The organism is Rhodococcus opacus (genome assembly GCF_012396235.1).
GTDB classification, from domain to species: domain Bacteria; phylum Actinomycetota; class Actinomycetes; order Mycobacteriales; family Mycobacteriaceae; genus Rhodococcus_F; species Rhodococcus_F opacus.
Genome location: NZ_JAAXPA010000045.1, coordinates 22597 through 31351 on the forward strand (window position 1 = coordinate 22597; position 8755 = coordinate 31351).

General features: G+C 68.4%; 9 protein-coding genes. 4 read left to right on the top strand and 5 right to left on the bottom strand.

Annotated features, from left to right (window positions below; genetic code table 11):
- Positions 1-7: 7 nt before the first annotated feature.
- Positions 8-715, bottom strand: a complete 708-nt coding sequence (locus HGB39_RS35845) for a TetR/AcrR family transcriptional regulator (protein WP_043793471.1) — start codon at positions 713-715, stop codon at positions 8-10.
- Positions 716-936: 221 nt separating this feature from the next.
- Here HGB39_RS35845 and HGB39_RS35850 point away from each other — a divergent pair, with 221 nt between their 5' ends.
- Genes HGB39_RS35850 through HGB39_RS35865 form a run of 4 tightly spaced genes read left to right on the top strand, consistent with a single transcriptional unit; the run spans position 937 to position 5963 of the window.
- Entirely contained in the window at positions 937-2481 is a 1545-nt protein-coding gene (locus HGB39_RS35850) for an amino acid permease (RefSeq protein WP_005573436.1), read from the top strand.
- A 1-nt stretch (position 2482) separates the two neighbouring features.
- A complete protein-coding gene (locus tag HGB39_RS35855) occupies positions 2483-3328 on the top strand; it encodes an urea amidolyase associated protein UAAP1 (protein WP_043793472.1) in 846 nt (281 codons plus the stop codon).
- Positions 3325-3981 (top strand): urea amidolyase associated protein UAAP2, encoded by a 657-nt coding sequence (locus tag HGB39_RS35860; RefSeq protein ID WP_005573438.1) that lies wholly within the window; start codon positions 3325-3327, stop codon positions 3979-3981. The genes HGB39_RS35855 and HGB39_RS35860 overlap by 4 nt, the downstream gene beginning before the upstream one ends.
- Entirely contained in the window at positions 3978-5963 is a 1986-nt protein-coding gene (locus HGB39_RS35865; protein ID WP_007298701.1) for a 5-oxoprolinase/urea amidolyase family protein, read from the top strand. The genes HGB39_RS35860 and HGB39_RS35865 overlap by 4 nt, the downstream gene beginning before the upstream one ends.
- Positions 5964-5969: 6 nt before the next feature.
- Here the strand turns inward: HGB39_RS35865 and HGB39_RS35870 are convergent, their stop codons facing one another.
- From HGB39_RS35870 to HGB39_RS35885, 4 genes are all read right to left on the bottom strand, one after another.
- On the bottom strand, positions 5970-6281 hold the full coding sequence (locus tag HGB39_RS35870; protein WP_005572697.1) for a dihydrofolate reductase family protein: 312 nt from the start codon (positions 6279-6281) through the stop codon (positions 5970-5972).
- A 29-nt stretch (positions 6282-6310) separates the two neighbouring features.
- Positions 6311-6787, bottom strand: a complete 477-nt coding sequence (locus tag HGB39_RS35875) for an SRPBCC family protein (RefSeq protein WP_005572696.1) — start codon at positions 6785-6787, stop codon at positions 6311-6313.
- Positions 6784-7140, bottom strand: a complete 357-nt coding sequence (locus HGB39_RS35880; protein WP_005572695.1) for an ArsR/SmtB family transcription factor — start codon at positions 7138-7140, stop codon at positions 6784-6786. The genes HGB39_RS35875 and HGB39_RS35880 overlap by 4 nt, the downstream gene beginning before the upstream one ends.
- Before the next feature lie 79 nt (positions 7141-7219).
- The gene (locus HGB39_RS35885; protein WP_005572694.1) at positions 7220-8305 is read right to left on the bottom strand and encodes an NAD(P)H-dependent amine dehydrogenase family protein; all 1086 of its coding nucleotides are present in this window, start codon (positions 8303-8305) and stop codon (positions 7220-7222) included.
- Positions 8306-8755: the final 450 nt, after the last annotated feature.

Consider the following 8755-nt stretch of genomic DNA (forward strand, 5'->3'; position numbering starts at 1 on the left):
TGCACGGCTAGAGGCGAACGGGTGTTCCGCCTGCCGCCTCGGCGAGCAGTGCCCGCGACTTCGCCCGGATTTCGTCCATCGGCTTCGTCCATCCGAGAGCGCGGAGGCAGGCGTCGGCGAGGAGTCCGGCGGCGCCCTCGTTCTCGGGTCCGGGGAGCAGTCCGCGTTCGATGTCGGCGCGGGTTGCGATGGCGCTCTCGACTATTCGGAACGGCAGGTCGGTCAGGGCGGGGCAGGTGTCGCCGGAATCGTCGGTGATTTCCGTGAGGGCCCGGTCCGCCAGCTGCCGGTAGTGCCGGCGCAGCAGGGTTCGCTGGGCGCGGAACGGCTCGAACCGATCGGTCAGCAGTTCCGGAAGAAGATACAGCGCACCGAGGTTCCATTTGGTGGCGGTGAGTTGCGTGACGTCGTAGGTGGCCAGCGCGTGCAGGCGCACCGTGGCGGGCGCGGCGGCGTCGGCGAGCCGCCCCGCCGCGGCGAGCGCGGGGGACACCGTCTCCTCGAGGAGCGCCACCAGGATCTCCTCCTTGTTGGGGAAGTGGTGGTAGAGCGATGCCTGCCGGATACCGACCATCTCGGCGATCTGCCGGGTCGAGGTGGCCGCGAAACCCTTGGTGGTGAACAACTCTCCGGCGGCGTCGAGTATCTCCTCGGGAGTGGTCTGCCCTGGTCTGCGCTGATTGGTCAGTCGGGGTCGTCCCGGCCCTGTGGTCACCGCTCCATGATGTCAGGTCGCTCTCGGGATCGACGGTCTCCACCCGCAGTGAGGGTTTCGTCATGCTCCCGAAACGTAGGCAACGATGCTGTTACGGCCGGCGGCGATCTGGATACGCGGGCGTCACCCATCGAGGCCCTTCCGCGAGAAAACTATCGAGCGACAGATATTGCTCTCGCCGAAGGAGTAAGCCCTTGAGTACACCCACAAGGACTGCGCAAGTGCTGACCGCGCCGGCCGCACCTCCCCGCCCGTCCGGCGGAACCGGCGTCGACGACACGGGCGACCTCGGCGAATTCGGCTACGAGCAGCAACTTCACCGTTCCCTGGGTAAGTTCGCGTCGTTCGCCGCCGGCTTCTCGTTCGTCTCCATCCTCACCACCATCTTCCAGCTCTTCGGGCTCGGATTCGGATTCGCCGGACCCGCCTTCTTCTGGACGTGGCCGGTGGTGTTCGTCGGCCAATTCATGGTGGCGCTCAACTTCGCCGAACTGGCCGCCAGGTACCCCATCTCGGGGGCGATCTACCAGTGGTCACGCCGGATGGGCGGCGAGGTGGTCGGCTGGTTCGCCGGATGGTTCATGATCCTCGCGCAGATGGTGACGGCATCCGCCGCGGCCATCGCGCTGCAGGTCGTGCTCCCCAACGTGTGGAGCGGATTCCAGATCATCGGTGAGGACAGTACGTTGACGTCCGCGAGTGGCGCCGCCAACGCGGTGCTGCTGGGCTCGGTCCTCCTCGTGCTGACCACGTTCATCAACTGCATCGGCGTCAACTGGATGTCCAGGATCAATAACATCGGTGTGACCTGCGAGATCGTCGGGGTCATCGCGGTGATCGGCATGTTCCTCACCCACGCCCAGCGCGGACCGGAGGTCGTGTTCGACACGGGCACGACCGGGGCGTCACCCGGGTACGGATGGGCGTGGATCGTGTCGGGTCTGATGGCGGCCTACGTCATGGTCGGATTCGGTTCCGCGGGCGAACTCGCCGAGGAGACGCGGAATCCGCGCCGGGTGGCGCCGCGCACGATCCGCCTCGCGCTGTCCGTGTCGGCGCTCGGCGGTGGACTGATGATCATCGGCGCGCTGATGGCCGCGCCGAGCCTGACCGACGGCCGGCTCGCCGCCGAGGGCCTGCCGTACGTGCTCTCGTCGATCCTCAGCTCGCCCTGGGGCACCCTCCTCCTCGTCGACGTCGCGATCGCCGTGTTCGTCTGCACGCTCGCCATCCAGACGGCGGCGTCCAGGCTGGTGTTCTCGATGGCCCGCGACGGACGGCTGCCCGCCTCGCAGATCCTGTCGACGGTGAACACCCGCACCGGAACGCCCATCGCGCCGTCCGTCCTGATCGGCCTGGTCTGCATCGGCATCCTCGCGGTCAACGTCGGGAACTCCGCGATCTTCGCGACGCTGTCGAGCGTCTGCATCATCCTGATCTATCTCGCCTACCTGATGGTCACGGTGCCGCTCCTGCTGCGCAGGTTGAAAGGCTGGCCGCACGGAGGACCGCAGGTCGACGCGGACGGACGGAAGCTGTACTCGCTCGGACGGTTCGGCCTTCCCGTCAACATCCTGGCCGTCGGCTACGGCGCGCTGATGGTCGTCAACCTGTCCTGGCCGCGCGCGGAGATCTTCGACCCCAGCGGCGACTATCCCCTCCTGCGGTGGGCCGCCCCCGTCACCGTCGCCGCCGTGGTCGCGCTCGGAGTCGCGTGCTTCCCGCGCGGCCGCACGACCCCCAACCCCATCACGATCGGAGCCTGACATGACCTCAGTGGACACCTCGACCACCAGTGCCGCGAAGGAACACGCGCGTGCCCAGTCGGGAGCGGTCACCGACTCGATGCCGGTGGTCCCGGCGTCGTCCTGGCCCACCCCACCGTCCGACATCGATCCGGCACTGCTCACGTGGGCGGAGACGGTTCCCGGTGGCCGGTACACCACGAAGGTGCTGGGCCGCGGCACGCGACTACGACTGCGTGACCTCGACGGCCGGGCCTGCGCCCACCTGCTGCTGTACCGGGCGGACGCGCCGTGGGAGCGGCTCAACGTCGCCGACACCGTCAAGGTGCCGTGGCAGGCGTACCTGGGGGCGGGACATCCGCTGCTCTCCGACCAGGGGCGGGTGCTCGCGACGCTCGTGTCGGACGGGTCCGGGCGGCACGACGCCCTGTGCGGCACCACGTCGGTCGCCTCGAACACCGCGAAATACGGTGACGGCAACCTGCATTCGGCGTCCCCCGCCGGCCGTGAACTCTTCACGGTGGCGGCGGCGAAGCACGGACTCGGGCGGCGCAACCTCCCGCCGTCGCTGTCGTTCTTCCACGGGGTGCGGGTGGGGGAGGACGGGTCGCTGAGCAGCATCGGATCCGCCGGCGCGGACACCGCGGTCGACCTCGTGATCCACCTCCCGGTGATCGTCCTGATCGCCAACACGGCGCACCCGCTCGATCCGTCGCCGACGTACGACACGACCGCGCTCGAAGTGCTCGCCTGGACCGGCGTCGACGTGGCCGAGCCCGTCGACGCCGACCCGGAGTACCACCGAGCCTTTCTCAACGCCGAAGACGTTTGGGCTGCAGCGCAGCGCCAGGGACGGGAGCAGGCATGACCACCACCATCGAGACCGCACCGCTGGTACCGGGAACGGTGATCCTGGACGAGGAGGTCGGCGCCCGCGGACCCTGGTCCACCGTCGTCGTGGCCGGTGACGTCCTGACCATCGTGGATCTGTGCGGCAACCAGGCCGTGGACACCCTGATCTACGCGGCCGACGACCACCGGCAGCGCTACTCGGCCGCCGCGACGGTGTCGGCGCAGCGCAATCTGTTCCTGACCACGGGAAGTGTCCTCCGCACCGACGATCACGACGCGCTGATGACGCTCGTCGCCGACGAGGTCGGCTCCCACGACACGGTGGGCGGCGCCTGCTCGCAGGAGTCGAACACCCTGCGGTACGGCCACCACACCAAGCACCAGCACGCCTGCGTCGAGAACTTCCTCGCCGAAGGATCCCGGTGGGGGATCGGCAAGCGGGACCTGGTGTCGAACATCAACTTCTTCATGAACGTTCCCGTCGACGCCGACGGCACGCTCGGAATCGTCGACGGCCTCTCCGCACCCGGCCGCCGTCTGGCACTCCGCGCGGAGCGTGACGTTCTGGTACTGGTGTCCAATTGCCCGCAGATCAACAACCCCTGCAACGGTTTCGACCCGACCCCGGTGCGGATGATCGTGACCCGGCCGGCGGGAGTGCAGGCATGAGCGCCAAGATCACCGTGCACCGGCCCGGCATGCTTACCACGGTGCAGGACTTCCCCGGACGGACCGGGTACTGGCACGTCGGTGTGCCGCCGTCGGGGCCGATGGACGACCTGTCGTTCCGGCTCGGCAACACCGCACTCGGCAACGATGAGGGCGCCGCCGGAATCGAATGCGCCATGTCCGGTCCCGCACTGCAGTTCGACGAGGACACGGTGGTGTGTGTGACGGGCGCGCCCGCCCCGGTCACCGTCGACGGAGTGCTGCAGGCGCAGTGGCGTCCGGTGCGGGTTCCGGCAGGCGCAGTCCTGGACGTCGGCGCGGTGGCAGGACCCGGTCTCCGCATCTACGTACTCGTCCAGGGCGGACTCGACGTCGACGACTTCCTCGGCAGCGCCTCGACGTTCACGCTCGGCAAGTTCGGCGGACATCAGGGCCGCACGCTGCGGCAGGGCGATGTTCTCGCGGTCGGCGAGCACACCGGCGCCCGCGCGGCCGCCGTTCCCGCCGAATACGTTCCGGCCCTGTGCAGTCGCTGGGAGATCGCGGTCACCGAGGGCCCGCACGGCGCACCCGAGTTCTTCACCCGCACCGACATCGACACGCTGTACCGGACCGACTACGAGGTGCACTTCAACTCGGACCGCACCGGGGTGCGGCTGATCGGACCCAAGCCCGACTGGGCCCGCACGGACGGCGGCGAGGCGGGACTGCATCCGTCCAACATCCACGACAACGCGTATTCGGTCGGCGCCCTGGACTTCACGGGGGACACCCCGATCCTCCTGGGCCCGGACGGACCGAGCCTCGGTGGGTTCGTCTGCCCTGTCACGGTCGTCTCCGCGGAACGCTGGAAGCTCGGACAACTGGCCCCCGGCGATACGGTGCGTTTCGTGCCGATCAAGGCCGACCGGGCCGCGTCCGCCCGGACGCTGGGGCCCGCACGGCGGGCGGCGCACTCGACGGTCTTCTCCACCACCGGTGACCGCGACGACGGCGTGATCGCCCGGCGCGACGGCGAGACCGCCGTGACGTACCGGCGGTCCGGCGACGACAACGTCCTGGTCGAGTACGGCGACATGACCCTCGACCTCGCACTGCGGGCCCGCGCGCACGCGCTGCACCAGCGTCTCGAGGTCGAGAAGCCGGCCGGGCTCCTCGACCTGACGCCGGGCATCCGCTCGCTGCAGGTCCGGGTCGACCCCGACGTGCTGCCGATCCCGAAGCTCATGGGGCTGCTCGGCGAGGCGGAGGACGCCCTGCCCGCGGCGAACGAACTCGTGGTGCCGAGCCGGTCCGTGCGGATGCCGCTGTCGTGGGACGACCCCTCGACGCGTGAGGCGATCCAGCGTTACATGCACGGTGTCCGTTCCGACGCACCGTGGTGCCCGTGGAACATCGAGTTCATCCGCCGCATGAACGGGCTCGGCAGCGTCGACGACGTCTTCGACACCGTCTTCGGAGCGGAGTACATGGTGCTCGGGCTCGGTGACGTCTACCTCGGCGCACCCGTCGCGACACCACTCGACCCGCGGCATCGGCTGGTTACCACGAAGTACAACCCGGCCCGCACGTGGACGCCGGAGAACGCGGTCGGTATCGGCGGGGCATACCTGTGCATCTACGGAATGGAGGGTCCGGGCGGCTACCAGTTCGTCGGCCGAACCACCCAGGTGTGGAACCATCGGCATCCCGAGAAGTCGGGCCCGTTCGAGGACGGTACCCCCTGGCTGCTGCGCTTCTTCGACCGGATCTCCTGGTACCCCGTGGAACCGGACGAGTTGATGGACCTGCGATCCGACGTCGCAGCTGGTCGCGGCGGCGGTATCGAGATCACCGAGGGCACGTTCTCGCTCGCCGAGCACCAGCAGTTCCTCACGGCGAACGCCGAATCGATCGGCGACTTCCGAGCCGAGCAGACCGTCGCGTTCGCCGCCGAGCGGCAACGATGGTCCGCGGCAGGGGAGTTCGCGACGGTGGGCTGATCCGCGTTACGCGAGCGTGTCGGTGAAGCTGTCCGGCCTGGGTGCGTCCGCGCGTTCCCTGGGCACGTAATGCAGTTCGACCACCCCGTTGCCGTACGACTCGGAGCCCACTAGTCGGAGGTCACGCTGGTCGGATATCTCCGAGAACCAGGGAACGCCGGGCGACACGACCGGATAGACGAAGAAGTAGAACTCGTCCACCAGCCCCAGCGCGAGGACCGATCGCGCGAAGGACGATCCGCCGGACAGGTGAATGTCCTTGCCCGGCCGGCTCTTCAGATCCTCGAGGTACGCCGCCAGCTCGTCGTCGTTGGCCACGACGGCCTGTTCGTTGTCGGCCTCCTCCGTTACGCCTGTCGCTCGGCCAGTTCGGCGAGCTGCTCCGTGACGGTGCCCCAACCGTCGTAGAAGCCCATTTCCTCGTGGGTGTTGCGGTCGGCGTTGTTCTTGTGCATCACGTGGGCGACGTACTCCGTGCCCGTCGGATGGTCGTTCAACGTGATGATCGCGGTCATGAACGGCTGTTCGGCGGGTCGCCAGCCACCGACCAGCGAGTTGGTGAACACGATGCGTTCGAGTTCGTCGACGGCGAGGAAGCAGCCACTGATGTGCGGCACGAATTCTCCACCGTCCCCACTGATCTGGGTCGTGAACGCCCCGCCCGGGCGTAGTTCCATGTCGACGACCCGGCACCGCGACGGCGCGGGGACCCACCATTGCTCGAAGCTGGCGGGGTCGGTCCAGGCGCGCCACACGACCGGACGGGGTGCCCGGATGATGCGCGAAATCGTGAGGTCGAGATCGGGTCTCGCAGTGTCGGTCATCGCGGTGTGTCCTTTGCGGGTGTCGTGACGGTGTGTTCGGTGACGAATTGTTCGAGTCGGTCGGTGCGGCTCTCCCACAGTTCCTGTTGCTCCGCGAGCCACGCCTCGACGGCCGTGAACGGTTCCTTCTCGATCGCGCACGTCCGTACGCGGCCCTCCTTGTGCGTCCGGATCCATCCGCTGTCCTCGAGGAAGTGGATGTGCTTCATGAAGGAGGGCAGGGCCATGTCGAACGGTTTCGCCAATTCGCTGACCGTCGCCGGGCCCCGGCTCAGACGGCCCAGCACGGCCCGCCGGGTGGGGTCGGCGAGCGCTTGGAAGATGCCGTTCAGCTGCTCCGGATACTGAGCCATAAGGCAAAGTATCCACCGCGACAATGGTTAGTGCAAGGGCTAAGTGTGGCCCTCTGGGTGGTGTCCCCTCTGGGTGGTGTCAGCCGAGCTTGCCGTGACCGGGGGTGAGCGGGACGTCCAGGGCGTCATAGAGCCCCGGCGCGGCTGTCCGCAGCCACGGGATCGCGTTGACCAGGCGCCCCACCGCGGTGGCGTTGCCACCGGCCGCTCGGTTGCCGCCCTCGTCGGTGGCCTCCACGTTCACCTCGATGCGCGGTCGTCCCTCGATGATCACCTTGTGAGCGCCGTCCCCGCCGTCGGGCGGCACGGGCCAGTCCGGGGCGCACGAGGGGTGGATCCGCGTGACGTGCTCGATGACGATCAGAGGCTCGCCGTCCACGATGCCCTGGACTTCGAAACGCAGCGCCCCCTGGGTGCCGGCCTCGAACTCGCCCATGAGATCGGTGGTGATCGTCTCGTCCAGCGGCCGGCGCAGCAGGGTCTCCCGGATCTCGTCGAGCTCCACACCGAGGGCCCGGGCGATGAGCCGAATCTGGCCGCCCCACACCATCGTCGGTACCGTCGCCGCGACCATCGGCGGTTCGTAGTCCATCGGCTGGCCCATGCCGACGAGGTACCGCACGGAATCGTGCTGGTCGTACGTGGTGTAGTCGAAGATCTCCTGGCAACGGATCTGATCGATCGTGCCGGCCAGGCCTGTCAGCAGGATCGGCAGGATGTCGTTGCCCCATCCCGGATCGACGCCCGACACGAACAGGGCGCCGCCGCCGGACTTCGCGGCCGCCTCGATCGGGTCGCGCAACTCGGCCGGCGCGTTGCGCTGGTCGTAGAGCGCATAGATCGACGGGGTCACGACGACGGCCCCGGCGGAGAGTGCGCGGGTGATGTCCGCCGCCGCACCGTCCGGGCGGATGTCACCCGACGCGGCGTAGACGACAGCGGCGGGGGACGTCGCGAGCACGGCATCGGCGTCGTCGGTTGCTGCCACCCCCACCGAGCGGCCCAAGCGGGCGAGGTCGCCGGCATCGCGTCCGACCTTCTCCGGGTTGGCGACGATCACCGCCGTCAGCTCGAGTCCGGGATGTGCGTCGATCGCGCGGATCGCGGCCCGTCCTGCATTCCCGGTGCCCCACACCACGGTCCGGATCTTCCCCTGGTCAGCCATGGAATCGGACCCTACCCAGTTTGCGAGGTGGGCATTGCCCGAATGGGGCAACATCGGGTCCCCTGGAACTGTACGAAAAGGCTGGAGGGTGAGCTTCGGGCTTGCCGAGGCGGTAGACACGGAGTGGGCCCGCCCGTGGGGGGTGCTTCGCACGGGCGGGCCTTTCCCCGACACGCACCGGTCGGCGGTGCGTCCTTGGGTGCAGCACTGATCCCTCATAAGGGGGCGCATGTTGCCTGTTTGCGCGGGTGTGCTGCCTGCGTGACTGCGAGTGAAGTTGTGGGTCGGAAGCTTTGTCCGGCGGCCTCCTTGCTGTGGTTCGGTGGGCGGGCTCAACCGGTCGATGCAACACCTCGATCACGGAGGTGTGCAATGGGATACAGCAACAAGCAGATGTCTCAGGCGCCGGTGGGTGCCAGGCGGCAGTGGGCGGCGGACAGGGCATTGCGA

Bases quoted from the DNA above. Each gene is read 5' to 3' on its own strand.
- HGB39_RS35880 (WP_005572695.1), bottom strand. From the start codon at position 7,140: ATGGCTCAGTATCCGGAGCAGCTGAACGGCATCTTCCAAGCGCTCGCC.
- HGB39_RS35875 (WP_005572696.1), bottom strand. From the start codon at position 6,787: ATGACCGACACTGCGAGACCCGATCTCGACCTCACGATTTCGCGCATC.
- HGB39_RS35865 (WP_007298701.1), top strand. From the start codon at position 3,978: ATGAGCGCCAAGATCACCGTGCACCGGCCCGGCATGCTTACCACGGTG.
- HGB39_RS35855 (WP_043793472.1), top strand. From the start codon at position 2,483: ATGACCTCAGTGGACACCTCGACCACCAGTGCCGCGAAGGAACACGCG.
- HGB39_RS35885 (WP_005572694.1), bottom strand. From the start codon at position 8,305: ATGGCTGACCAGGGGAAGATCCGGACCGTGGTGTGGGGCACCGGGAAT.
- HGB39_RS35860 (WP_005573438.1), top strand. From the start codon at position 3,325: ATGACCACCACCATCGAGACCGCACCGCTGGTACCGGGAACGGTGATC.